Source organism: Stenotrophomonas sp. Iso1 (assembly GCF_027497995.1).
GTDB lineage: Bacteria > Pseudomonadota > Gammaproteobacteria > Xanthomonadales > Xanthomonadaceae > Stenotrophomonas.
Map to the genome: position 1 here is coordinate 1,697,542 of NZ_JAODBT010000001.1, position 24,514 is coordinate 1,722,055.

A 24,514-nucleotide genomic window follows, 5' to 3' on the forward strand; every position below is an offset into this window, starting at 1 on the left:
CGCAGCAAAGGATGGATTGATGTCTCTGAAGCATTTCTTGAACACCCAGGACTGGAGCCGCGAGGACCTCGACGCGCTGCTCACGCAGGCGACGCTGTTTAAGCAAAACAAGCTGGGCGATGACCTCAAGGGCAAGTCGATCGCCCTGGTGTTCTTCAACCCCTCCATGCGTACCCGCACCAGCTTCGAGCTGGGTGCGTTCCAGTTGGGCGGCCATGCGGTAGTGCTGCAGCCGGGCAAGGATGCGTGGCCGATCGAGTTCAACCTCGGCACGGTGATGGATGGCGACACCGAAGAGCACATCGCTGAAGTGGCCAAGGTGCTCGGCCGTTATGTCGACCTGATCGGCGTGCGCGCGTTCCCGAAGTTTGTCGACTGGCAGTACGACCGCCAGGACATCGTGCTCAAGAGCTTTGCCAAGTATTCGCCGGTGCCGGTCATCAACATGGAGACCATCACCCATCCCTGCCAGGAGCTGGCGCATATCCTGGCGCTGCAGGAGCATTTCGGCACCACGGACCTGCGCGGCAAGAAGTACGTGCTGACCTGGACCTACCACCCCAAGCCGCTGAACACCGCCGTGGCCAACTCGGCGCTGACCATCGCCACGCGCATGGGCATGGATGTGACCCTGCTGTGCCCGACGCCGGACTACATCCTTGACGAGCGTTACATGGGCTGGGCCGAGCAGAACGTAGCCGAGAGCGGTGGTTCGCTGCAGGTCAGTCATGACATTGCCAGCGCCTATGCCGGCGCTGACGTGGTCTACGCCAAGAGCTGGGGCGCGCTGCCGTTCTTCGGTAACTGGGAGCCGGAAAAGCCGATTCGCGACCAGTACCAGCACTTCATCGTTGACGAGGCCAAGATGGCGCTGACCAACAATGGCGTGTTCAGCCACTGCCTGCCGCTGCGTCGCAACGTGAAGGCTACCGACGGCGTGATGGATTCGCCGCAGTGCATTGCCATCAATGAGGCGGAGAATCGCCTGCACGTACAGAAGGCGATCATGGCCGCGCTGGCTGGCAAGTAAGCATTCAAATCCCTCTCCCGCTGGCGGGCGAGGGCTGGGGTGAGGAAGAGCTCCTCGTCCCATGCATCACTCAACGTATTACCCCCTCCCCAATCCCTCCGCAGGAGGGAGAGGGGCTCAAAGATCAAGAGCAGAGAGTTCTTTCCCATGAGCAAAGACATCGTCCTCGCCTTCTCCGGCGGCCTCGACACCAGCTTCTGTGTGCCATACCTGCAGGAGCGTGGTTACAACGTGCACACCGTGTTCGCCGACACTGGCGGCGTGGATGCCGATGAGCGTGATTTCATCGAGAAGCGTGCTGCCGAATTGGGTGTTACCAGCCACGTCACGGTCGATGGCGGCCCGGCAATCTGGGAAGGCTTCGTCAAGCCGTTCGTATGGGCGGGCGAGGGTTACCAGGGCCAGTACCCGCTGCTGGTATCCGACCGTTACCTGATCGTGGATGCCGCACTCAAGCGCGCCGCCGAACTGGGCACCAACATCATCGCCCACGGCTGCACCGGCATGGGCAACGACCAGGTGCGTTTCGATCTGGCCGTGAAGGCGCAGGGCGACTACGTGATCGTCGCGCCGATCCGCGAAATCCAGAAAGAACACACGCAGACCCGCGCTTACGAGCAGAAGTACCTCGAAGCACGTGGCTTCGGCGTGCGTGCCAAGCAGCAGGCTTACACCATCAATGAGAACCTGCTGGGCCTGACCATGTCCGGCGGTGAGATCGACAAGTGGGAGGCCCCGGGCGAAGGTGCACGTGGCTGGTGCGCTCCTCGCAGTGCATGGCCGGTCGAGCCGCTGACCGTCACCTTGAAGTTCGTCGAGGGCGTGGCTGTCGAGCTGGACGGCAAGGCGCTGCCGGGTGAACAGATACTGGCCAAGCTCAACAAGCTGTTCGCGCAGTACGGCGTGGGCCGCGGTGTTTATACCGGCGACACCGTGATCGGCCTGAAGGGACGCATCGTATTTGAAGCGCCGGGCCTGGTTTCACTGCTGGCCGCGCATCGCGCGCTGGAAGACACCGTGCTGACCAAGCAGCAGAATCGCTTCAAGCCGGAAGTCGCGCGCAAGTGGGTAGAGCTGGTGTACGAAGGCTTCTACCACGACCCGCTCAAGACCGACATCGAAGCCTTCCTGAAGGCCTCGCAGGCCAAGGTGACCGGCGAAGTGGTGCTGGAAACCCGTGGTGGCCGCGTGGATGCGGTGGCCGTGCGGTCGCCGCACATCCTCAATGCCAAGGGCGCAACTTACGCGCAGTCGGCGGACTGGGGCGTGGAAGAAGCGGAAGGCTTCATCAAGCTGTTCGGTATGAGCTCGACGCTGTACGCGCAGGTCAATCGCTGAGCGAGAACGGTCCGCACCTGCGGGCTGCTTAAAGCCCCTCTCCCGCGTGCGGAAGAGGGGTTGGGGTGAGGGGAGCTTTTCGCTGATACAGCCGGAAGCTCTCCCATCCGCCCTCTGGACACCTTCCCTCGCTCGCGGAGGAAGGGAATCTGTTCACCACTGCTGCCAGTCGAAACCATGTCCAATTTGCTCGAATCCACCCTGCAGCACCTTGAAGCCCTGGTGTCCTTCGATACCCGTAATCCACCGCGTGCGATCACCACCGGTGGCATCTTCGATTACCTGCGCGACAACTTGCCGGGCTTCAACGTCGAGGTGATCGACCACGGCGCCGGTGCGGTCAGTTTCTACGCGGTGCGCGGTACGCCGAAATACCTGTTCAACGTGCACCTGGATACCGTGCCGGATTCCCCGCACTGGTCGGCCAATCCGCATGTGATGCGTCGCTTGGACGACCGCGTGGTCGGCCTGGGCGTCTGCGACATCAAGGGCGCAGCTGCTGCACTGGTGGCCGCTGCCAATGTCACCGACGGCGACGCGGCGTTTCTGTTTTCCAGTGATGAAGAAGCCAATGATCCGCGTTGCATCGCGGCGTTCCTTGCCCGTGGCATTCCGTATGAAGCGGTGATCGTGGCCGAGCCCACCATGAGCGAGGCGGTGCTCGCGCATCGCGGCATCAGCTCGGTGCTGATGAAATTTCAGGGGCGTGCCGGGCATGCCTCCGGCAAGCAGGATCCTTCCGCCAGTGCGTTGCATCAGGCGATGCGCTGGGGGGGCAAGGCGCTGGATCATGTCGAGTCGCTTGCGCATGCGCGCTTTGGCGGGTTGACCGGCCTACGCTTCAACATCGGCCGCGTCGAAGGTGGCATCAAGGCCAACATGATTGCACCGGAAGCAGAACTGCGTTTTGGCTTCCGTCCGCTGCCGTCGATGGATATCGATGCGCTGCTTGGCACCTTTGCGGGGTTCGCCGAGCCGCAGGCTGCGCATTTCGAAGAAACCTTCCGTGGCCCGAGCCTGCCGTCGGGTGATATCGCGCGCGCTGAAGAGCGCCGTTTGGCGGCACGCGACGTTGCCGACGAACTGGGCCTGCCCATCGGTAACGCTGTCGATTTCTGGACCGAGGCATCGCTGTTCTCGGCCGGTGGTTACACCACGATGGTGTACGGCCCGGGCGATATCGCCCAGGCGCACACCGCTGATGAGTTCGTCACGCTGGAGCAACTGCAGCGTTACGTTGAGTCGGTGCACAGCATCCTGCAACGCGGCGCCTGAGCCGCAGTGGCCCGGCGGTTCACCGCCGGCTTCTCCCCCGCGACCGTTGTGGTCGCTTTGTAGACGCAAGCAATGTCCCCAGCCATGCAACCCCATCGCCAGACCCGCCAGACCATTGTCCGCCTGCTTTCAAGCATGGCCAGTGCGAAGGAAATCAGTCAGTACCTCAAGCGTTTTTCGCAGCTTGATGCCAAGCGCTTCGCCGTGGTCAAAGTCGGCGGCGCGGTGTTGCGTGACGATCTGGAAGCACTGACCTCGTCGCTGTCGTTTCTGCAGGAAGTGGGCCTGACCCCGATCGTGCTGCATGGTGCCGGCCCGCAACTGGATGCTGAACTGTCGGCGGCGGGTATCGAGAAGCAGACCATCAACGGCCTGCGGGTGACCACGCCCGAGGCATTGGCCATCGTGCGCAAGGTGTTCCAGCAGTCCAACCTCAAGCTGGTCGAGGTACTGCAGCAGAACGGTGCGCGTGCCACGTCCATCACGGGTGGCGTGTTCGAGGCGGAGTACATGGACCAGAACATTTATGGTCTGGTGGGCGAAGTGAAAAAGGTGAATCTCGCGCCTATTGAAGCCAGCCTTCGTGCGGGTTCGATTCCGGTGATCACCAGCCTGGGCGAGACGGCGAGCGGGCAGATCCTCAACGTCAATGCTGACTTCGCTGCCAATGAGCTGGTGCAGGAATTGCAGCCCTACAAGATCATCTTCCTGACCGGCACCGGTGGTTTGTTGGACGAGGAGGGCGCGCTGATTTCTTCGATCAACCTGTCTACCGAGTACGACCAGCTGATGGCGCAGCCGTGGATCCACGGCGGCATGCGGGTGAAGATCGAGCAGATCAAGGATCTGCTGGACCGGCTACCTGAAGAGTCCTCGGTGTCGATCACCCGCCCGGCCGATCTGGCGAAAGAGCTGTTCACGCACAAGGGCTCCGGCACGCTGGTGCGTCGCGGTGAGAAGGTGATCAAGGCGACGTCGTGGGACGAACTGGATACGGCGCGTCTGAAGACGCTGATCGAGTCCAGCTTCGGCCGCACGTTGGTGCCGGATTACTTTGAAAAGACCAAACTGCTGCGCGCCTACGTCAGCGAGAACTATCGCACTGCGGTGATTCTCACCGACGAAGTGGAGGGCGTGTATCTCGATAAGTTCGCGGTGCTCGACGATGCGCAGGGCGAAGGCCTGGGCCGCGCGGTGTGGAACGTGATGCTGGAGGAAACCCCACAGCTGTTCTGGCGTTCGCGCAATGGCAATCCGGTCAATCATTTTTACTACGCTGAATCCGATGGCTGCTACAAGCAGGGTCACTGGAAAGTGTTCTGGTTCGGCGCCGATGGCTTCGAGCGAATCCGTACTTACGTCGAACACTGCGCAGCGCGCAGCCCGAGCCTGGAGGGCTGAACCATGAATCATGCTGATTGGACCAAAGTACCCACGCTGTCAGGTTCGCATGCACGGCTGGAGCCGTTGCAAATGGCTCACATCGATGGCCTGCGCGGTGCGCTCGGTGATGGTGCGCTGTCGGCACTCTGGTACACGCAGGTACCCAGTGCAAAAACCATGACTGCCTATGTCCAGGGCGCGCTGCAGGCGCAGGCCGAAGGGAAGGTGTTGCCGTTCGTGGTGCTCAATGCAGCCGATGAAGTTGTCGGTACCACCCGCTACTACGGGCTTGAAGCGGACGTGCCCAGGCTCAGCATCGGCTACACCTGGTATGGCGAAGCGGCGCAGCGTACCGGTATCAACACCGAAGCCAAGTTGATGTTGCTCACCCATGCTTTTGAAAGGCTGCAGTGTTTGAGCGTGGTGTTTGAGACCAGTTGGTTCAACCTCAACTCACGTACCGCAATCGCGCGCTTGGGCGCCAAGCAGGACGGCGTGCTGCGCAATCACAAACGGCACCCCGACGGCACGCCACGCGACACCGTCATCTTCTCCATCATCGACGCGGAGTGGCAGGGCGTGAAGCGCCATCTGCAGCATCGCTTGGACGCACACGCATGAGCACTTCCCCGTCCGCCACCGTTGGCATTGTGGGCGCCCGTGGTTACACCGGTACCGAGTTGATCCGGCTGCTGGCTGCGCATCCGCATATCGAGCTGGCGTTTGTGTCATCGCGTGAGCTGGCGGGCCAGCGCGTTGCCGATCACAACGACGCCTATAGCGGCGAGTTGCGTTACGAAAGCCTGGATGCCGACGCGGTGGCCGGCAAAGGCGTGGATGCGGTGGTGCTTGCATTGCCAAATGGCAAGGCGGAGCCCTTCGTGGCAGCGTTGGATGCAGCGAAGCCGGACACGCTGATCGTTGACCTGTCGGCGGATTACCGTTTCGACAACAGCTGGTACTACGGCTTGCCGGAGTTGACCCGTCATCGGTATGCCGGGCAGAAGCGCATCAGCAATCCCGGCTGCTATGCCACTGCAATGCAGCTGGCCATCGCGCCGCTGTTGTCACAATTGGCTGGACCGCCGACCTGCTTTGGTGTTTCCGGTTGGTCCGGTGCTGGTACCACGCCGTCGGACAAGAACAATGCTGAGCTGCTGCGCGACAACCTGATGCCGTACGCGCTCACCAATCATGTGCACGAACGTGAAGTGACCACCCAGCTCGGCGTGCCGGTGGAGTTCATGCCGCATGTGGCGCCGCACTTCCGTGGCATCACCATGACCGTCAACCTGTGGCTGCAGCAGCCGCTCAAGCGCGAAGAGGTAATGGCGCTGTATCAACAGCGTTATGCAGGCGAACCGTTGGTGGAAGTCGTGGACGAAGCGCCGTGGGTCAGTCGCATCGCGGGCAGCCACGGCGTGCAGGTGGGTGGTTTCACCATGGCACCAGGCAACAAGCGCGTCGTAGTAGTGGCGACCATCGACAACCTGCTCAAGGGCGCGGCCACGCAAGCGCTGCAGAACCTCAACCGTGCGCTGGGTCTGGACGAGCTGACCGCCATTCCCCACTAATTGCTTTTGTAGGAGCGACCTAGTGCGCTCCTGCGGCACCTTTGAATTCAGAGACCTTTCACCATGACCAACCTGCTCTGGCAGAAACCCGGCGTCGCGGTTGACGCGAAGATCCAGACCTTCCTGGCTGGCGATGACGTCATCCTCGACCGTGAGTTCTTTCTGCACGACATCCAGGCCAGCACGGCGCATGCCGAAGGCCTGCAGCACATCGGCATTCTGTCGGCGGATGAACTGGTGGCACTCAAGCGTGAACTGGCGACGCTGGCGGATGACTTCCGCAGTGGCGCCTTCGTGCTGGACGAGCAGTACGAGGATTGTCATTCGGCGATCGAGGCGCGTCTGACCGAGCGTCTGGGTGATGCAGGCCGAAAGATCCACACCGGCCGTAGCCGCAACGACCAGATTCTGGTGGCCACGCGTTTGTGGCTGAAGGAAAAACTGGAGCGCGTGGCGCAGATCAGTACGGAAGTTGCCAAGGTCGCGCTGGATCGTGCGCAGGCCGAACAGTTGCAGCCGCTGCCCGGTTACACCCATATCCAGCGTGCCGTAGTGTCATCGGCAGGCATGTGGTGGGCTGGCTGGGCCGAAGCGTTCATCGACAACGCCATCCGTGCGCGCGATACGCGGGCGCTGGTCGATACGAACCCGCTGGGCACCGCTGCCGGCTACGGCGTCAACCTGCCGCTGGATCGCGAGCACACGACCGCCGCGCTGGGTTTTTCCAGGATGCAGGTCAACCCGATCTACGCGCAGCTTTCACGTGGCAAGTTCGAACTGGCCGCCTTGGAAGCCTTGGGCGGCGCAACGCTGGACCTGCGCCGGATTGCGTGGGATCTGTCGTTGTTCACCACCGGGGAGTTCGCTTTCGTATCGTTGCCGGCCCAGTACACGACAGGCAGCTCCATCATGCCGAACAAGCGTAATCCGGATGTGATTGAACTGATGCGCGCCACCCATGCCAGCGTTGCGGCAGCGCGCACCGAGATCGAGCAGCTGCTGTCGCTGCCGTCGGGTTATCAGCGCGACCTGCAGAACTCCAAGGGTGCGATCGTGCACGGCTTTGGTCGCGGGCTGGCAGCGCTGGAGTTGCTGCCGGCATTGCTGTCCAACCTGGACTGGCGTGATGACAACATTCGCCGCGCGATTGATTCGGGTATGTATGCGACCGATGTTGCGGTGGAGGCTGCCGTCGCCGGTGTACCTTTCCGCGATGCCTACAAGGCTGCAGCTGAAGCTGCTGACACTGCGGGACAGGGGCGGACGCCGGAAGGCAGTCTGGCCGCGCGCGTGTCGCCCGGCGCAGCGGCGGATCTTCGGCTGGATGAACTCAATGCACGCTGGAAAGCGGTGCAGGGCTGATGGATTGAACGCGGGCGCCGAAGGGCGCCCGTGTTGGTTTTGTGGGTAGATTTGGTGTGGTGTTTGCTTGGGCGGGTGCTTGTCGCTTCCTGCTCTTTGCGTACCCCTTCTCCCGCGTGCGGGGTGAAGACATGCGGCTTACGGGCCACCAGCTCGCGCATGGCCGAACGCCTCGCATGCTATGCAAGACCGGGGCGTGCAGCGAGGTGCCCGAAGGGCGGATGAGGGGAGTTTTTGCTTGTGCTTGCTCTAGGAGCGCCCTCACCCCAACCCCTCTCCCATAAATGGGAGAGGGGCTTAAGCAGAAGAGCCCAGCAGTTCCAAGCGAAAACAAATGCGACGGCGGCCTGTCCGGCGTGCTGTCATACGCGACAAAGGAGAATGCAATGAAGCTGTACCTGGTATTGGCGATGCGCAAGCCGTCGTTCGACGATGCGGTGATTGCCCCGCACAAAGCGTTCCTTGATGTGCTCAGCGCCGAGAACCGTCTGCACCTGACTGGCGGCTTCAGCGATGGCAGTGGTGGTGCCTATGTGTTGAAGAACATCACGAGTGTCGAAGAAGCCAAAGCCATTGTCGCCACCGATCCTTTGGCCATCCACGGCAGTTCCGAGCTGACCGTCCACGAGTGGAATACGCGCTGACCCCATGATCCAGACCTCACTTTCGCCGTTCACCGAACAAGCACTGCCACCGTGGCGTCGCGCCGTACTCAAGGTTGGCAGCAGCCTGTTGGCAGCAGATGGTGGTGGCCTGACGCCACGCTTCGCACTGGGGCTGGCGCAGTTCGTCTCGGCCAATGTGCAGGCAGGGCGTGAAGTAGTGATCGTCTCCTCCGGTGCGGTCGCTGCGGGACGCGCCATCCTGCCCAAGGCCGCCGAAGCGGGAGCCGCGATGGCCGCACGACAGGCACTGGCCGCACTGGGGCAGGCGCAGCTGATCACGCTGTGGCAGCGCTTCTTCGAGCGGCCGGTAGCGCAGGTGTTGCTGACCCATGACGACCTGCGCAACCGTCGCCGCTATCTCAATGCCAGGGCTACGCTCAACGAGCTGCTGGCGTTGGGTGCGTTGCCGGTGATCAACGAGAACGACACAGTCTCGGTGGATGAGCTGAAACTCGGCGACAACGACAACCTTGCCGCCATCGTCGCGGCCTTGGTTGATGCCGATGCGTTGTTCATTGCGACCGATATTGATGGGCTGTACACCGCTGACCCACGCAGCAACCCGTTGGCGCAGCCGATCAACGCAGTCACTGAACTGACGCCGGAAGTGCTGGCGATGGCCGGTGGCAGCGGTAGTACGGTGGGCACCGGTGGCATGCATACCAAGCTGCAGGCAGCGGCCAAGGCCGGTGCAGCGGGTATCGATACCTTCCTTTTCAACGGCCGGGATGGCGATGTGGTGCGCGGGCTTGCGCAAGGCAGGCTGCGTGGCACGCGTTTACATGCCGGGCAGTCACGCATTGCCGCACGCAAGTATTGGCTGCGGCATGCGCCAGTGGAGCCGGGTGCGATTCTGGTCGATGCCGGCGCTGCGCGTGCGTTGCGTGAGAAAGGTGCGTCGCTGCTGCCGGGTGGTGTGGTTGGCGCCGAAGGCGAGTTTCGACGCGGCGACATGGTCGAAGTGCGGTTGTTTGATCCGCAGGGCCAACAGCGCATTGCACGCGGCGTCAGCCAGTACTCGGCCACCGATATCCGCCGCATCAGCCAGCACCACACGCGCGAAATCGAGACTATCCTCGGCTACAACTACGGCGACAACGTGGTCCATCGTGACGACTTGGTACTGCTGTGATGAAGCGCTTCAATGATGACCAAAGGTGCCGCCATGAGTGATATCCGCACGCTGGCATTGCAATGCCGCCAGGCCGCGCAGACCTTGGGCCTGCTTTCCACGCAGGCACGCAGTGAGCTGCTGCGGTCGATGGCCGACGCGCTCGACGCCGATGCCGACACGATTCTGGCCGCCAACGGGCGCGACCTGCAGGCCGCCAGCGACAAGGGCGTGGGCGCAGCGATGCTCGACCGTCTGGCGTTGAATCCCAAACGTCTGGCAGACGTGGCGAATGCCCTGCGCGAAGTGGCTGCACTGCCGGATCCGGTAGGCGAAGTCACCCGCGAGTACGTGCGCCCCAATGGCATCCGCGTGCAGAAGGTGCGGGTACCGCTGGGCGTGATTGCGATGATCTACGAGGCGCGGCCGAACGTGACCGCCGATGCCGCCGCGTTGTGTATCAAGGCTGGCAACGGTGTGATCCTGCGCGGTGGCTCGGAAGCCATTCATTCCAACACCGCTATTGCCGCCAGCCTCAAGCGTGCCCTGCGCGAAGCCGGTTTGCCGGAAGCCGCACTGACGCTGGTCGAAGACCTGCGTCGCGAAACCATGTTGGAACTGCTGCAACTCAACGACATCATTGATCTGGCCATCCCGCGCGGTGGCGAAGGCCTGATCCGCTTCGTTGCCGAACACGCACGCGTGCCCGTGATCAAACACTACAAGGGCGTGTGCCATCTGTTCGTGGATGACAGCGCGGATATTGGGTTGGCGGTGAACCTGCTGGTAGATGGCAAAGTGTCGCGCCCGTCTGCCTGCAATTCGCTTGAAACACTCCTGGTGCACCAGGCCATCGCTCCGACATTCCTGCCGCTTGCCGCTGCCGCACTGCGCGAGCGCGGTGTGGAACTGCGCGGCGATGCGACAACGCAGGCGTTACTGCCGGGTGTGCTGCCGGCAACCGAAGATGATTACGCTGCGGAGTATCTGGATCTGATTCTTGCGATTCGCGTGGTGCCGGATATCGGTGCGGCCATTGCACATATCCAGCAGTACACCTCTGATCACACCGAAGTGATCGCCACCGGTAATCCAGCACAGGGTGAAGCCTTCGTGCATGCACTGCGCTCGGCGGTGGTCATGGTCAATGCATCATCACGCTTCTCCGATGGCGGGGAATTGGGGCTCGGTGCGGAAATAGGCATCTCCACCACGCGCCTGCATTCCTATGGCCCGATGGGTCTGGAAGCGCTCACGGTGGAGCGCTTCGTGGTGCGCGGGGAAGGGCAGGTACGGCAGTGACCCGGCGGGGAGCGGAGAGCCGCTGGGAAATCAGGTCCTCTTCAAACGCGTAATCCCTATCGTGGGTAGCGATAGCGCATTTTGAGAGCGCAGAGCCCGATGCGCTGCACAACCCGGGCGAGTTGCACCGCCCGGGTTGTGCAGCGATCCAAGCGTTTACCTAGAGCAACACGTCATCAGTAGTGTCGTGGTGTTCAACTACCTTCAATCGGTTCCGCGCGACATCCTCTTTCGGCATCGACTGTTGCCGGGTGAAGCCCACCGGGCGCGCCTGCTCGTCCATGTGCAAGACCACCGATTTGCTGCCTGCCAAGCCTTTGGCCAGGGCGTCACTTGCGCCAAGGTCACGGGCAATCTGCTGGATGTCGATGGGGGCGATGGCGCTACGGCGCTCACTCCCGCTGAAACGCAAACGGTTGTATTCCGCCCAGCCGATCAATCCCAAAGCACAGCACAGCAGGATTACCGGCGCCGCCATCAGCAGGAACGGATCGACCTGGTCCTGGTACTCATACAGTTGTCGCCAGGCCAGACGGATGCCGAACAGCCAGGACAGCAGGGTCAACAACGGTATGCACAGCGCCATCAGGAATGCCCAGAAAGCGACATTCACCGCACCCCAAAGCGTGCGGTGCAGCCGAGGCTGCTGACGTGGCTTGCGGATCAGGCTGGAGTCAAAGCGGGCGTTGGCATTGGAGCTGGGCTTACTTTTGGTCTTGGTATTCATCGTATTCCCCGATCCGGGCTGACCCAGGTAGCGCGCTTGCCGCGCTTTTTGAGCAGGGTCTTGGGCAGTGCCACTACCGTGGTGCATAGGCTGATCAGCCAGTACGCCATCGGATACCAGATCACCCAGAAGTAATTGCGGCCAACATGGGTTTCATAGCGCCGGTCGATGATCAGGCTGCTGGCGAACTGTGCCAGACAGACCAATGCGAGTATCACGCCATGCCATTGCGGCAGTACGGTGGCGATGTACAGCTCCGGCGGCAGTGGAATGAATTTGCCGAGCGCCCACAGCACCAGAATGGCGAGCATGGTGTAGGCCCAGAGCACGCTCAACAGGTACTCAAGCAGGACTCCCCACATGCGCCGCTTGCGCCAACTGAACAATGCAAGTGCATGGCGCAGCATGACTTCCACGCCGCCCTGGGCCCAGCGCAGGCGCTGCTTCCACAAGCCGCGCAGGGTTTCGGGCATCAGGATGAAGCACAGCGCGTTGGGTTCGTAACGGATATCCCAATGATCCAGCTGCAGACGCCAACTGATGTCGATGTCCTCGGTGATCATGTCATCGGCCCAGTAGCCGATGCGATGCAGTGCGGTGCGCCGGAAACCGGCGATCACACCGGAGATGGTGAAGATGCGGCCATACACACGTTGGGTGCGTTTGATCATGCCGATGATCGAGGAGAACTCGGCCACCTGCAGCCTGCCCAGCAAAGTGGAGCGATTGCGGATGCGTGGATTGCCGGTAACCGCGCCCACGCGGGGGCCGGCAGTCAGGTGCCACACCATCCAATGCATGGCGTATTCCTCCAGCATCGCATCGCCGTCGATGCACACCAGGTACTCAGAACGGGCCGCCAATGCGCCCATTCGCAACGCATTGGCCTTGCCGAGGTTGCGGTCCAGGTGGATCACACGCAGGCGCGGATGCACACGCGCCAACGCGTCCAGACGCGCGCCGGTGTCATCGCTGCTGCCATCGTTGATGGCGATTACTTCGTAGTCGGGATAGTTCTGCGACAGCGCTGCACCCAGGGTGTCTTCCAGGTTGTCCGCTTCGTTGTGACAGGGAATCAGGATGCTGGCGAATGGGTATTCCACCATCGGTGGTGGGTCGCTGCGGTCTCGGGCCTTGCGCTCTCGGCGGAAAAAGTAATACAGCCCGCCACACATCCACATGAAGGCCATCACCAGTGGATAGAAGAAGGCGAACTGCAGCAGTCCGTAAAGGATCGGGTGCATGTTCACGTTACTTCTCCACGTACGGGAAATTGCGTACAGACATGGCCGCGCGGGCATCCTTCAGCGCCGGGCGATCGGCAATGAAGTCATCCGGGTACCAACCCATATGCTTGACGCCCCGTGCCTGGAGGCGACGCACGAGGGCACGCAGCTGTTCGCCGGGAATTGGCTTGCCGGTGCGCCAGTCGAGTGTCTGAAGTTCAAACAGCGTGCTGTTGAAGTTGGGATCCTGCACACGCACCGCGTCGACCAAGCGGTCGAGCCAGCGTTCCGGATGGCGGCTTCCTTCCATCCACGGCATCGCCATCAACGCGGTGTGGGTGTAGGCGTGATTGAACAGGTCCAGACGCTGTGCGAACCAGGCCGAGCTCTGCGGCTCCAGTACGGGCTGCGCATAGAGATTCCGCACCGTGGCCAGCTTGGGGCGCCAACGTTGGGCAGCGTCACGCAGCTCCAACGTGAAATCGATCAGGGCGCGAGTGCGCGCACCGTCCTCGCCCTCAGCCGGTAGCTGGGTCAGTTCGGTGTCGCGCAGATAGGCATCGTCATGGAATAGCAGGCCTTCAAAGTAGGAATTGATGGCCAGGTCTGCGTAGATGTCCTTGATGATCTGCCGCGCTTCCGGTCGTGTGAAATCCAGGCGGAAGATGCCATCCGATTCTGGGCTCTGAATTTTCAGAGCCTCGCGGATCGCGGGATCCTTCAACTCATAGCCAAGCACCGGCAGCCACGCATAGACCTTTACGTCGGCACGGGTCTTGAGCTGCCATGCCACGCGGTTGAACAGGTCCGCACGCATGGGCAGATGGCGGTTGGGGAAATACAGGGCATCGGCCGACCCGTTGCCATCGGGGTCAGCGAAGGCCTGCAGATAGACGTGACTGGGACCTACCTGTTTGACCCGCTCGATGAGTGCATCCAGGTTGCGCGCCTGCTGCTGCGGGTCGTCGTCATACACCATGTCCAAGTCGATCTGCAGCGCACGCACGTTCTGCAATTCGATATCGCGGCGCAGCTCGCGTGCGAGGCTGACGACGGTGGGGTTGTCTACCATCAACAGCCGTGCAAGCCCGCCCAGATTGGAGGTTACCGGTGTGCTGCGCCCCTCCAGGTCGAAGGACACGTCCATGCCAAGCTGCGCGGCAAGCTCGTTGGTGAAGGAGTTGTAGGCAGCATATGGCCAGACGATGGCGCGCGGCTTTGTGCCTGTGTTGTCGGTGATGCGTTGCACGCTGCGCGCAAGATCATCACGGATACGCTGTTCATAGGCCTGCGGTGTTTCGTAGGCGGCTGCGGCCGGGTCGTAGATGCGGGTGATGACGGCTGGCGTGGAGTTTCCTTGCGGATTGGATTGCACGCCGTGGTGGAGATTGTCGGTATGGCTGGCGACTTCGATCAATCCGCTGGCCTGCATTTCACGGATCTGCGGCCAGGTCAGAAAATCATCTGAGGCGAACGGGCGGTAGCCATAGTCAATGCTGCGGCCGGGCGCCATCTCCACGTAATCAGTGATCACGGCGATCAACGCCGGATAGTTGTAGGCACGTAGCAGCGGGAACACTTTGGTATAGACGCTGCGCAGACCATCGTCGAAGGTCAGCAGCACCGGCTGTGGCGGCAGCGGCTTGCCGCCGCGTGAGGCCTCGATCAGCTGCGAGAGCGATACCGGGTGATAGCCATGGGTAGACAACCAGTCCAGATGTGCGGCGAAGTTCTGGGTGCTGACCGCATACAGGTCGGGATCGCCATGACGGACGACATCATCGCGGATGTCGTGGTAACTGATGACCAGCAGGCCATTGTCGGCGGAGTCCAGATTGATATCGGTGCCAGTCGACGCTTGTGCATGCGCGTTCGTGGCAAGACAGAACAGTGCCAGCAGCCAGCCGGCAAACAGTGTGTGGATGTTGCGCATTTCATTGCCCCCAGTGGATCGCGGCATCCATGCCGATATGTCGTTCACGTCGTCCGTCATAAACCGGGCGCGACCAGCTCACGCCATATTCGATGACCTTGCCAATGCCCAACTGCCACTCATGGCGATAGCTCACCGTGGGTACCAGGGCATTCCCGTAGTCGCGCTGCCAGTAGTTGCCCACTGACACTTCCAATTGCTGATTGAAGTGACGTTCGTAACGTTGCCAAGTCTGGTGATCCAGACGCAGCCCCAGTTCGAGTTGGCCATCACGCTCGGGATTGAAATACGGCACGTCGTGGCGACTGCTGCGGCCGAGGTAGGCATTGCCCAATGCGGTGACCTGAAGTTTCGGTTGGGTCAGCACGCGTTGTTCGATGCCGCTGCTCAGCAGGTCGCGGTTGTTGCCATCGGCGTAATGAAAACGACTGGCCCCGGCAGTCCAGCGGGTGCGCTCGCTGTGGCGGTACTCCAGCGCCAGCGCCATGCTGTCGGCATCGATGTCGGCGGCCCGCGCCTGCATTGACGCTTCTTCATCGTTACGCGCAGCGGTGAGGCCGATGTGCCAATGATCATTGAACTGCCAGCCCATGCCGGCTCGGATACCAACACCGCCAATGTCGTCGCTGGTGTTATTGAGCAGCAGTTGCCCGTCGAGCTGGTCGTAGCGGTATTGCACGCCACCGCCGACACGCAGCGGGCGCAGTTGTCGTTCCGGATAATCGACGCTGCGGCGATCGGCGAATGCCAGCAGGCGCCAGCGATCATCGAGGATGGGTGACAGCAGTTCCACGCCATAACGGCGGTCATCGTTGCCCAGCGGGGAAACCCCGCTGCCGGAGCTGTGGCCTCCCTGGGCATAGGCATGGGCTTGCCAGCCGCGATGCCAGTTCCAGCTGCGTTGCATGCGTTGCACCACTGGCTGGGTGGGATACCGACGCAACAGGTCTTCATACAACGGCCGCGCAAGGTCGTCGCGCTGTAGATCCACATAGGCCTCGAACTGGCCCACGCGCGGCTGCACCTCGCGCGGGTCCTGGGTGTAGGCCATCTGCTGGCGTTCCAGGGCACGGCGTGGCCAGCCACGCATCTGGTAGATCATGCCCAGCGAGGAATGCAAACCCCCATTGCCAGGCGCCGCATCGGCAAGATCTTCCAGCGCACGCTGGGCGGTAGGAAGGTCGCCGCTGTAGGCCCGGATCATTGCTAGATTCAGATCGGCTTCGTAGTGCGCCCAGTTCTGGTACGACTGCTTGGCACCGGCTTGGCGCCGGAACGGGGGTTCTTCTTCGCGCCATTGCTTCAGGAAGTCGATGGCCTGTCGTGGCTGGCCACTTTCCAGGTAGGCATAGGCCAGTTCGGTACGCACGTCGTCGCGTTCGGGTTCGCTGCGCGAGGCGGCCTGCAGCAAGGGAATCGCTTCTTCGGGGTGCTGGGTTGCCATCAGCGAATCGCCGACAGCGGGCAACACGTAATCGGGCAGGGCATGGCCTTGCTGTGTCAGTGCACGGTATTCATCGCGCACCTGTACATGCCGGGCGAGCCGATTGAGCAGTACAAGGCGGTCAAAGCGCACCCGCAACGGGGCGTTGTCGATCGATAGACCGTCCTGCTCCAGCAGTGCGTGCATCTGCGCCAGCGCGGCTTCGGCTTCATCCAGACGCGTGTCTTCGCTCTTGCCATAGGCCAGGCTCCAGCCCACCCGCTTGGAGAGGTAATTGGTTTCAAGATGGCGGCGCTGTTCGGCATCGAACAATTGCGGGCGAGCTTGATACAGCTGCCATGCACGCCCAGCGTTGCCAATGTCCGACAACGTCAGGACATGTAGCTGATAGAGGAAATCGTCCTGCGGAAACTGCTCTTGCAGACGTTCGATTTCAGTCAGTGCATCCAGCCACTGGCCGTGATCGCGATGCTGGGCAATTCGTGCCATGGCATCGTCTTTGTTCGAAGCAGCGGCAACACCGCTATTGCTGAGTCCGTATAGCGAACACGCCAAGGCCACGCTCAGGGTGAGCGGCTTCCACACACGCATTGAATCCCCCCGGTACCATCACACAATCCATTAATTGTGACATGAGTCACAAATAAGTGTCTGTGAAAATTAGGGGTACAGGGTTGACATTTAACTATTTGTTAATAATCTGGTCAGAAATGGCCGCACATCCCCGACTTCGCCCGGATGACGCGTTTACCAATGATCTTCAAGATGTTGCGGGCGACAGGCGAACCAAGCGGCGGTGAGCAGCACGATTGCGCAGACGGTCAGGAAGGCAAACGGCAGCATCCAGTCGCCGGTGCGGCCATGCAGCCACCCGAACAGCAGGGGCCCCAGGCAGGCGAAGCTGTAGCCAACGCCCTGCATGAAACCCGATAGGGCGGCCGAACCTGCGGGTGTGCGAGTGCGCAGGTTGATCAGGGTCAGGGCCAGCGGGAACGTGGATGGCCCCAAGCCCAGCAGTGTGGCCCACAGCAACGGCGCGCTCATCGGTGCCCATAGCAGGCCAGCGAAAGCGGTGAGGTTGATCGTGAAAGCCAGGGCGACGATGGGGAAAGGATTGCGCAGGCGCACAGCGAGTGCCGGCATCAACAGCGACGGCACCAAACCCAGCGCCGAGAACACCGCCACGGTCACGCCACCGAAGGCAGGGGACGCCCCCGCTTCGATCATCATCTTCGGCAGCCAGGTGAACATCGAATAGGTGATCAGCGAGGTCATGCCGAACATCAGCGCCAAGCCCCAGCCCAGCGATGTGCGCCAGACTTTGCCCGGTGCATGGACCGGTGCGTTGTGTGCTTCAGGCGCGCGCGTGCTCCGTGCCAGCATCAACCACGGCAGCATCGCCGCCAATGAAAGCAACGCCCACATACCCAGTGAGATGCGCCAGTCGTAGGTCTCGGCCATCGGCACGGCGAGCAATGCCGGGATCATCGTGCCTGCTTGCAGTACGGTGATGTAAAGCGTGCTCATGGTGCCAACACGGTCAGCGAAGTAGCGCTTCACTAGCGGCGGCACCACCACGTTGCCGATGCCCATGCCGGCCAGAGCGACGCCAGAGCCCAGCAGCAGCATGCCGACATTACCGGCGCCTGCGCGAATCAACAGGCCAATGGTGGCCAGCGCCATGGCCAGCAGAGCCGTGCGCTCCAAGCCGATACGGCGGGTCAGGGCAGGCGTAGACAGGCCAAACAACGCGAATGCAGCGGTCGGCATCATGCCAAGCACGCCGGTCATGGTGCTGCCGAAATTGAACACCTTCTCCAGCAGGTCCAGTAGCGGCGTCAGCGAAGTGACTGCTGTACGCAGATTGATCGCGGCCAGCACGATGGCGGCAAATGCCAAGGCGCGCCCGCGCAGGAGAGGCGAGGAGTGGGGTGCGGTGTCCGTCATGAAATGCTCTTCACGGGTAGTGCCCAGGCCGGGCCGATAAATGGCGCGCACTGCAGGGGCAGGATACGGCCTGCAGGCGCGGGCCGAGGGGCGGGCGCCTGAAGACTGCGGTGGGGGCGGTGATTGTACGCGGGCGTTCGTGAACGCCGATGGCAACGGGCCGTTCCGCAGGGATGCTAAGTGCTGCGGGGCGCAACGCCGGACTTGGAAAACACTCCCGGCGGCTTCCCGTACTCAACGGATAGGCAGGGCCTTCGCGCTGCTTGGTTCACAGGTGCGACGTCTTTCCTTGGATGCCGCATCCTTGCGTGGTCAGCGACCTGCTTGCCGGAGTTCTATCCGTCCAAAGCAGGCCGCTGTCTTGTTACTTCACCGCAACCAGCCTTTGCGCTTGATGTAGATCAGCGGCAGAAGCGCAGCGATCAACGTCAACATGATCGACATGGTGAAGCCGTGTTTCCAGCTCAGTTCTGGCATCACCGAGAAGTTCATGCCATAGAACGTGGCAACGAGGGTTGGCGGCAGAAAAACAGCAGTAATGATGGTGAACACTTTGACGATCTGGTTCTGCTTGATGTTGAGCAGGCCAACCACCGAGTTCTGCAGATAGCGCACCTTGTCATGCTCGAATGCGGCATGTTCTTTGACGCCGTTAACATCGGCGATCAGTTCTTGCACCAGTGTTTGGAGTTCCTGTTCGCGTTGGTTGTTTACCTCGCCGTTGAGATAGCGCACCACGCGCGCCAACGCCAGTTGGCTTTCCAGACAGTTGGAAATCAATTCCTCGCTGTCATTCAGGCCTAGCAGCGTTTCGGTGAGATCGCTGACGCCCAGTTCGCGGCCTTCACCCGTACTCTGGCCGGAGATCTGGGCGATGGTGGCGGCGGTTTTCTCCAGGTCCAATGCAATGGATTCGATCACTTGGCTGGTGCTGTCGTTGATGCCGGCCAGGATCATCCGCATCAACGACTTGGCATCCGTTGCTTGCTGCGGGCGTCGTGCCAGGCGCTGCATGGCACGATTGAGTGGGGTGAAATCAGCCGTGTCGTGCAGCGTTACCAGCAATCTGTCGCCCAGCACGAAGATCACTTTGTGGAACTCCGGCTCGCGCTGCTCGTTTATCGCAACCAGCTCAGCGAGCAGGTAGACGTACTCTTCGTCTTCGTAAACGCTGGTGTTGCTGAGCTGCGGATCGACGTTGTAGCGGTTGCGTAGTTCGGTCTGTGCGGCCGGGTCGGATTGGCCGACATCAATCCAGAGAAAGCCTTCGGTAGGCAGGTCGGCGATGCCCTGAACGGTCTGGATGCGGTCTTCGTGACGATAGATGGAACGGATCATGAGGGGTTCCTCGAAAGCGTTGATTTGTGGGGGTCAGCGGGACGGTGCCGATGGCGTCTTGTTGGTGGCCGCTGGCGTGACGGCTTCGGAGGTGTCGGTGGTGCTTATCTCGCCGTGCGCAGGCGAGGTTGATGAGGTTTTGGTCTCTATCCCTTCAGGCTGGAGATGGTGGATTGCCAGCATTACTGCTGACAGCAGGAAGTACAGAGCGACCACGGCCAGAATGACCTCGTTCTCCAGCCGCGATTTTTTGATGGGCGGGCGTTCGTGTTTGATGTTCATAGGCAATCTCCAGGATCGGGTCAGTTGGGGAGCAGGATGTTCAAGCCGACGGTGAGCCAGGGCGCCTGCTGCTGGTCGTCCTGGTGCCCGACGAGCAGGTCAAGGGTTGTCGTTTGGCCTATCGCGCGACGTACGCCGAATTGGCTGCTGGTGCTGCCGCGGTGGTCGCAGTAGATCTCGCCCAGCAGGGTCCAGCTTTCGGTCAGTACCTGCTCCAGTCCAATGCCCGCAGTGATCGAGCCGGAGCCGTCGCGGCTGTCGGACCAGCCCAGGTTTGCGTGCAGAACGGTGTGGCGCTGGTCGTCAATGGCAAAGCTGGCGGGGAGGTTGAGGTTCCAGCCGTCCAGGCGATTGTTGGCCCCGTTCCACGTGGCCCCGAACGAAGCGCCAACGCCCCATGCATGCTGGTCGAAATCCCGGAACAGACGCTTCAGTCCCAGGGTGGCGAGCGGCCCATGTGAGGAGTGGGTGTCATGGCTTAGACCAAGGCCTACCTCGGTGTTGGCCCAGTTGCAGGCGGGCACGGCAGTGAGCTCCTGGCCTGGCGCGTAAACGCGCGCCCACGTTTCAGCCTGGCAGTGGCCGTGTGGAGTGATGGTTGCGTCATCTATCAGCAGGCTGGCGCCCGCCCATGCTGTAGCGGATTGGATGAAAAGCGAGGCCGCCACAGCGGCAGAAAGTACGCATTGCAAGGACATTGGCAATCTCCAGAAACGGAAACGCCAAAGACCTCCCTCTCGGGGTCTACGTTTGGTCGAAGGGTAATTACGAAGCAGAGTGCGAGAAGGGGTTCGCGCACTACGGTTCCGTCCTGAGCGGACGGAACCAAACCATGAAAAGGTCAGGCGTTCCGTCGGCTCAAGAGCCGCATCGAGATCGACTATGACTGTCCAAGGTGGGGGTCTCTGGCCGCTGGGGGGGTGAAGTGGCGCGAACTTTATTTGCCATGCCGGGGGGTGTCAACCCCGTTGTTGCCTCGCTTTTTGCGGCATGGATGTAGGGTTGTTCCGATTGTGAACATGTCTTTTGAATGTCAGAAAGACGGGCGATGTCGGAACAATAAATGCGTGTGCAGGCAGAATCCGGGACACAAAAAAGCCCGGAAAACAGTGCTGTTTTCCAGGCTTCAATGTGACCTGTTTGGTCGGGGAGACAGGATTCGAACCTGCGACCTCTACGTCCCGAACGTAGCGCTCTACCAGACTGAGCTACACCCCGTAAGGAGCCGCCAATGATAGCGGTGATTCCGCTGCCTTGCAAGTGTTTCCCCGGTGGCCAACCCCGCGGACGGGTGGGTGCCGGTGCGCCCAGGAGGGCGGCTTCGTTGAACAAAAAAACCTGAAAAACGTCGCCGTTTTCCAGGCTTCCTTGTGACCTTCTTGGTCGGGGAGACAGGATTCGAACCTGCGACCTCTACGTCCCGAACGTAGCGCTCTACCAGACTGAGCTACACCCCGCGAAGGGAGCCGGAAAGATACGCTCAGTCCGGGCTCCTGACAATACCTAGAGGGGTTTTTTTAGTGTTTTGCGTCGTTCCTACGCGCTTCGCGGGCTTCAAACCACATGCCGTTGAGAATGGCCACTGTGCAAGCGAGGCCGGCGCCGAGAATCCAAGCGAAATACCACATGAGATGACTCCTTTACGTATGTCGTGGGTGCAAGTCAGTAGGCGTTCGGGTTTTCACCCATTTCCGCCAGCGTGGTCTTACCTTTGAGCACGCGGTACACCCAGGTGGTGTAGGCGATGATGATCGGCAGGAACAACACCGTGGCCAGCAGCATGATCCACAGCGTCAGGTGGCTGGAGGATGCATCCCACAGCGTCAGGCTGGAGCCGGGCTGGCTGGAGGACGGCAGCAGGAACGGGAACACGGCAAAGCCAACGGTGAAAATAATGCCGGCAATCGATGCGCCCGATGCGATGAACGCCAGGCCGCCGCGACGCTTGCGCAGTAGTACTGCACTGGCCAGCGCCCCAAGCAGGCCCACTACCGGCGCCAGGATCGTGGCCGGCATCGCGGTGTAGTTGTGCATCCAGCCACCGGCTGCAGTGATCTCGACCGTCTTCAGTAGCGGGTTGCTGGGGCCATCAGTCACGATCGCGGAGGTGAAACCATAACCCGGCAGGCCCAGCGCCACCCAGACGCCACCCAGCGCGAACAGCAGGAAGGTCAATAGTGCGGCGATGCTGCCGAAGCGGGCCGAACGATCCGCCACCGGTCCTTCGGTCTTGATCACCAGCATGGCGGCGCCGTGCGAGACCACCATGGCCACGCTGAGCAGGCCGGCAAGCAGTGCAAACGGGGTCAGCAGGCCGAAGAACGTGCCCGTGTAGAAGATGCGCTGGGTGTCATCGAAGTGGAACGGAACGCCCAACAGCACGTTGCCAACCGCCACGCCCATGATCAGTGCCGGGATGAAGCCGCCGACAAACAGCGCCCAGTCCCAATTGTTGCGCCAGCGTGCGGTGGGCATCTTGCTGCGGTACTTGAAGCCGACCGGCCGCAGGATCAGCGCAAACAGGATGACAAACATCGCAAGGTAGAAGCCGGAGAAGCTCACCGCATACAGCGGTGGCCAGGCCGCGAAGATTGCGCCGCCACCCAGCACCAACCACACCTGGTTGCCTTCCCATACCGGGCCGACGGTATTGATCACCAACCGGCGCTCTTCGTCGGTCTTGGCCACGAACGGCAGCAGTGCGCCGACGCCCAGGTCGAAACCATCCATCACCGCGAAACCGATCAGCAGCACGCCCAGCAGCAGCCACCAGATCACGCGCAGTGTCGTGTAGTCCAGAAGAATGAATTCCATGAGTGTTCTCCTTCCTTATGCGCGGCGCGAGGCCGTTGCGTGGTGGGAAGCGCCGCCCTGCAGCGAGGGCAGGATGTCGTCCGGGCCCTTGCGGATGGCTTTCAGCATCAGCTTGACCTCGATGATGATCAGCACGGTGTACAGCGCGGTGAAGCCTGCCAACGTCATGACGATCTCATGCAGGGCCAGGCCCGAAGCGGCATAGAAGGTTGGCAACACACCTTCAACAGCCCACGGCTGACGGCCGTACTCGGCGATGAACCAGCCACATTCGATGGCAATCCACGGTGCTGGCAGCGACCACAGTGCAATCTTCAAGAATGTGCGCTTGCTTTCGAAGTTGTTGCGGCACGAGTAGTAGAACGCCACGCTGAAGAATGCGATGAGGTAGAAGCCCAGGCCCGCCATGATGCGGAACGTCCAGAACAGCGGGGCCACACGTGGCACCGTATCCATCGCTGCCTGCGAGATTTCCTGCGGGCTGGCATTGAGGATGTCCTCGCGGTAGCGCTTCAGCAGCAGGCCGTGGCCCAGATCCTGCCAGTGGCGGTCGAACATTTCGCGTGCTTCGAGGTCGTTCTTGTCGGCGCGGATGCGTTCCAGCGCACCGTAAGCCAACTGGCCCCCACGGATGCGGTGCTCGGCGCGTTCAACCAACTCCAGGATGCCCGGGATTGGCTGGTTCAACGAACGGGTGGCAATCAGGCCCATCAGGTACGGGATCTTGATTTCGTAGTCGTTCTGGTGGGTCTTCTGGTTCGGGATGCCGAAGGCGGTGAAGTCGGCCGGAGCACGCTCGGTCTCCCACATCGCTTCAATAGCGGCCAGCTTCATTTTCTGGTGCTCGTTGGCGGCATACCCGCTCTCGTCACCCAGCACCACCACCGACAGCGAGGACAGCAGGCCGAACGCAGCAGCCACCGCGAACGAGCGGCGAGCGACTTCGTGGTGCTTGTTGCGCAGCAGGAACAGGGCGCTGATCGACATCACGAACATCGCACCGGTGACATAACCGGCCGATACCGTGTGCACGAACTTGGCCTGCGCCACCGGGTTGAACAACACGGCCATGAAGTCGACGACTTCCATGCGCATTGTTTCCGGGTTGAAGACTGCGCCCACCGGGTTCTGCATCCAGCCGTTGGCGATCAGGATCCAGAGTGCCGACAGGTTGGTGCCCAATGCCATCAGCCAGGTCACCGTAAGATGCTGCACCTTGGACAGGCGGCCCCAGCCGAAGAAGAACAGGCCGATGAAGGTGGCTTCCAGGAAGAATGCCATCAGGCCTTCGATGGCCAGCGGCGCGCCGAAGATGTCTCCGACGTAATGACTGTAGTAAGACCAGTTCATGCCGAACTGGAATTCCATGACGATGCCCGTACTGACGCCCAGGGCAAAGTTGATGCCGAACAGCACGCCCCAGAACAGGGTCATACGACGCCAGACGTCTTTGCCGGTCATGACATAGACGCTCTCCATGATTGCAATCATGAAGGAGAGGCCCAGCGTGAGCGGGACGAAAAGGAAGTGGTACATCGCGGTCAGTGCAAACTGCAGCCGCGACAGCTCTACGACTGTTGAGTCGATCATGGCCAGGCTACCTCGTTGGTGTTGGGCATCTTTGGGTGGCAGAAGTGGGGTTAATGACGTGGATGCTCCCTGTTCATGCTTGCTCTCGCCTTGATCTGGATCAATGAGGCCAAGGCGTGTGACTGTGATCGTGCAGGGGGCCGGCGGGCAGGGTGCAGCTTGCTTACAATCGG

Annotated in this window: 21 protein-coding genes and 2 tRNA genes; 10 read left to right on the top strand and 13 right to left on the bottom strand. The window is 61.4% G+C overall.

Annotated features, from left to right (window positions below; genetic code table 11):
- Positions 1-19: 19 nt before the first annotated feature.
- The 10 genes from PAN08_RS07445 to PAN08_RS07490 all read left to right on the top strand — a co-directional run bounded on the left by PAN08_RS07445 (position 20) and on the right by PAN08_RS07490 (position 11,040).
- Positions 20-1,030 (top strand): N-acetylornithine carbamoyltransferase, encoded by a 1,011-nt coding sequence (locus PAN08_RS07445; RefSeq protein WP_269790808.1) that lies wholly within the window; start codon positions 20-22, stop codon positions 1,028-1,030.
- A 147-nt stretch (positions 1,031-1,177) separates the two neighbouring features.
- Positions 1,178-2,368, top strand: coding sequence for an argininosuccinate synthase (locus PAN08_RS07450; protein WP_269790809.1), 1,191 nt, complete (start codon positions 1,178-1,180; stop codon positions 2,366-2,368).
- A 177-nt stretch (positions 2,369-2,545) separates the two neighbouring features.
- Positions 2,546-3,643, top strand: coding sequence for an acetylornithine deacetylase (locus tag PAN08_RS07455; RefSeq protein ID WP_269790810.1), 1,098 nt, complete (start codon positions 2,546-2,548; stop codon positions 3,641-3,643).
- Between the two features lie 72 nt (positions 3,644-3,715).
- A complete protein-coding gene (locus PAN08_RS07460; RefSeq protein ID WP_269790811.1) occupies positions 3,716-5,044 on the top strand; it encodes an acetylglutamate kinase in 1,329 nt (442 codons plus the stop codon).
- Positions 5,045-5,047: 3 nt separating this feature from the next.
- Entirely contained in the window at positions 5,048-5,647 is a 600-nt protein-coding gene (locus tag PAN08_RS07465; RefSeq protein WP_269790812.1) for a GNAT family N-acetyltransferase, read from the top strand.
- A complete protein-coding gene (gene argC / locus PAN08_RS07470; protein ID WP_269790813.1) occupies positions 5,644-6,600 on the top strand; it encodes an N-acetyl-gamma-glutamyl-phosphate reductase in 957 nt (318 codons plus the stop codon). Before PAN08_RS07465 ends, argC begins: the two co-directional genes overlap by 4 nt.
- Positions 6,601-6,663: 63 nt before the next feature.
- The gene (argH, locus tag PAN08_RS07475; RefSeq protein ID WP_269790814.1) at positions 6,664-7,962 is read left to right on the top strand and encodes an argininosuccinate lyase; all 1,299 of its coding nucleotides are present in this window, start codon (positions 6,664-6,666) and stop codon (positions 7,960-7,962) included.
- A 386-nt stretch (positions 7,963-8,348) separates the two neighbouring features.
- A complete protein-coding gene (locus PAN08_RS07480; RefSeq protein ID WP_269790815.1) occupies positions 8,349-8,606 on the top strand; it encodes a YciI family protein in 258 nt (85 codons plus the stop codon).
- Between the two features lie 4 nt (positions 8,607-8,610).
- On the top strand, positions 8,611-9,759 hold the full coding sequence (gene proB, locus PAN08_RS07485) for a glutamate 5-kinase (RefSeq protein ID WP_269790816.1): 1,149 nt from the start codon (positions 8,611-8,613) through the stop codon (positions 9,757-9,759).
- A 33-nt stretch (positions 9,760-9,792) separates the two neighbouring features.
- Positions 9,793-11,040 (top strand): glutamate-5-semialdehyde dehydrogenase, encoded by a 1,248-nt coding sequence (locus PAN08_RS07490; RefSeq protein WP_269791204.1) that lies wholly within the window; start codon positions 9,793-9,795, stop codon positions 11,038-11,040.
- Between the two features lie 160 nt (positions 11,041-11,200).
- Here the strand turns inward: PAN08_RS07490 and pgaD are convergent, their stop codons facing one another.
- From pgaD to PAN08_RS07555, 13 genes are all read right to left on the bottom strand, one after another.
- Positions 11,201-11,767 (bottom strand): poly-beta-1,6-N-acetyl-D-glucosamine biosynthesis protein PgaD, encoded by a 567-nt coding sequence (gene pgaD / locus PAN08_RS07495; RefSeq protein ID WP_269790817.1) that lies wholly within the window; start codon positions 11,765-11,767, stop codon positions 11,201-11,203.
- The gene (pgaC, locus tag PAN08_RS07500) at positions 11,764-13,011 is read right to left on the bottom strand and encodes a poly-beta-1,6-N-acetyl-D-glucosamine synthase (RefSeq protein ID WP_269791205.1); all 1,248 of its coding nucleotides are present in this window, start codon (positions 13,009-13,011) and stop codon (positions 11,764-11,766) included. The genes pgaD and pgaC overlap by 4 nt, the downstream gene beginning before the upstream one ends.
- A gap of 7 nt (positions 13,012-13,018) precedes the next feature.
- Positions 13,019-14,926 carry a poly-beta-1,6-N-acetyl-D-glucosamine N-deacetylase PgaB gene (pgaB, locus tag PAN08_RS07505; protein ID WP_269790818.1) on the bottom strand — a complete coding sequence of 636 codons (1,908 nt, stop codon included), beginning with the start codon at positions 14,924-14,926 and terminating at the stop codon, positions 13,019-13,021.
- 1 nt (position 14,927) lies between these two features.
- Positions 14,928-16,961, bottom strand: coding sequence for a poly-beta-1,6 N-acetyl-D-glucosamine export porin PgaA (gene pgaA / locus PAN08_RS07510; protein WP_332840090.1), 2,034 nt, complete (start codon positions 16,959-16,961; stop codon positions 14,928-14,930).
- A 156-nt stretch (positions 16,962-17,117) separates the two neighbouring features.
- A complete protein-coding gene (locus PAN08_RS07515) occupies positions 17,118-18,317 on the bottom strand; it encodes an MFS transporter (protein WP_269790820.1) in 1,200 nt (399 codons plus the stop codon).
- Positions 18,318-18,686: 369 nt separating this feature from the next.
- The gene (locus PAN08_RS07520) at positions 18,687-19,655 is read right to left on the bottom strand and encodes a CorA family divalent cation transporter (protein ID WP_269790821.1); all 969 of its coding nucleotides are present in this window, start codon (positions 19,653-19,655) and stop codon (positions 18,687-18,689) included.
- 33 nt (positions 19,656-19,688) lie between these two features.
- The gene (locus tag PAN08_RS07525) at positions 19,689-19,937 is read right to left on the bottom strand and encodes a hypothetical protein (RefSeq protein ID WP_269790822.1); all 249 of its coding nucleotides are present in this window, start codon (positions 19,935-19,937) and stop codon (positions 19,689-19,691) included.
- Between the two features lie 20 nt (positions 19,938-19,957).
- Positions 19,958-20,635 (bottom strand): hypothetical protein, encoded by a 678-nt coding sequence (locus PAN08_RS07530; protein WP_269790823.1) that lies wholly within the window; start codon positions 20,633-20,635, stop codon positions 19,958-19,960.
- 443 nt (positions 20,636-21,078) lie between these two features.
- A tRNA-Pro gene (locus tag PAN08_RS07535) sits at positions 21,079-21,155 on the bottom strand.
- 162 nt (positions 21,156-21,317) lie between these two features.
- Positions 21,318-21,394: transfer RNA gene (locus PAN08_RS07540), tRNA-Pro, on the bottom strand.
- 60 nt (positions 21,395-21,454) lie between these two features.
- Complete coding sequence (gene cydX, locus PAN08_RS07545; RefSeq protein ID WP_269790824.1) at positions 21,455-21,565, bottom strand: cytochrome bd-I oxidase subunit CydX; 111 nt, start codon at positions 21,563-21,565, stop codon at positions 21,455-21,457.
- 34 nt (positions 21,566-21,599) lie between these two features.
- The gene (gene cydB, locus PAN08_RS07550) at positions 21,600-22,751 is read right to left on the bottom strand and encodes a cytochrome d ubiquinol oxidase subunit II (protein ID WP_269790825.1); all 1,152 of its coding nucleotides are present in this window, start codon (positions 22,749-22,751) and stop codon (positions 21,600-21,602) included.
- Positions 22,752-22,766: 15 nt separating this feature from the next.
- A complete protein-coding gene (locus PAN08_RS07555) occupies positions 22,767-24,341 on the bottom strand; it encodes a cytochrome ubiquinol oxidase subunit I (RefSeq protein WP_269790826.1) in 1,575 nt (524 codons plus the stop codon).
- Positions 24,342-24,514: the final 173 nt, after the last annotated feature.